This is a genomic window from Micromonospora sp. NPDC049799, from assembly GCF_040656655.1.
Classification (GTDB): domain Bacteria; phylum Actinomycetota; class Actinomycetes; order Mycobacteriales; family Micromonosporaceae; genus Micromonospora.
On the sequence record NZ_JBFAMU010000879.1, the window covers coordinates 1 to 1202 of the forward strand.

Consider the following 1202-nt stretch of genomic DNA (forward strand, 5'->3'; position numbering starts at 1 on the left):
GTCGGGCCTTAGGGTTTGGCTGGTTGGGATTCCTTTGGCAACACTTTTTGTTGTCGGGACAGTTTTTCAACAAGTTTTTGTTGGAGAGTTTGATGCCCGCGAGGTCGAGGGCCGCGGCCTGTGGGTACGCCCCATCGAAACCAGCCCCGAGCAGATCCGCGCCTCGCTGGACCGGATCGCCGCCGCCGGCTTCAACACGGTCTTCCTGGAGACCGTGTGGGGCGGCTACACCATTTACCCGAGCGCGGTCGCCGAGCGCGCCGGCATCCCCTCCCAGCGGCCGGAGATGCGCGGCTTCGACCCGCTGAAGGTGTGGATCGACGAGGCGCACGCCCGGGGCGTCGAGCTGCACGCCTGGACGCACACCTTCTTCGTCGGCATCGAGTCCGGTGGCGGGCCGGTGCTGCGGGCCCACCCGGAGTGGGCAGCCGTCGAGCGGGAGGACGTCGGGAAGACCGGGCCGCAGCCGTCCCGGATGGAACCCGGCTACTTCTGGGTCGACCCGGCCATCCCCGCCGTCCGCTCCCACGTCCTCGCCACGTACGACGAGATCCTGCGCGGCTACGACGTCGACGGGCTGCACCTGGACTACATCCGCTACCCGGTGTCCCTGCCGTACGGGGCGGACTTCTCCTACTCCGCGTACAGCCGCCAGACGTTCGCCGCCGAGCACGGCGTCGACCCGTACACCCTGAAGCCGGACTCGCCGCAGTGGCCGACCTGGAACGCCTGGCGGGAGCGGCAGGTCACCACGTTCGTCGACGCCGTACGCACCCTCCAGCGGGACGTCGCCGCCGAGAAGAAGCTGTCCGCCGCCGTCTTCGCCGACCCCACCGACGGGCTGGGCAAGAAGTTCCAGAACTGGGGCGCCTGGGTCGACGCGGGCACCCTGGACTTCCTCACCGGCATGTCGTTCGGGACCTCGGCCGGCTCGGTCGGGCACGACACGGCGGTGATGCGGGAACGGGTCGGCGACGTGCCGCTCTACACCGCCACCTACGGTCCACTGCGCGGCTCCTCCCCCGACCTGGTGCTCGACCAGGTGCAGGCGGTCAACGACGCCGACTCCGACGGCGCCGCGCTGTTCGCGTACAACCAGCTCAACGCCCGCCAGCAGGAGGCGCTGCGGGAGGGCTCCTTCCGGAACCGGTCGATGGTGCCGCACGCCGACCACCGGGCGGCGGCGCTGGCCGGCGTGACCG

The 1202-nt window shown here is 70.1% G+C and carries 1 protein-coding gene; it reads left to right on the forward strand.

All coding sequences use genetic code 11. The annotated features are described in order from the left end of the window. Positions 1 to 34: 34 nt before the first annotated feature. Positions 35 to 1202: family 10 glycosylhydrolase (locus AB0I76_RS30310; RefSeq protein ID WP_357042683.1), on the forward strand; the 1168-nt coding region annotated here is incomplete at its 3' end.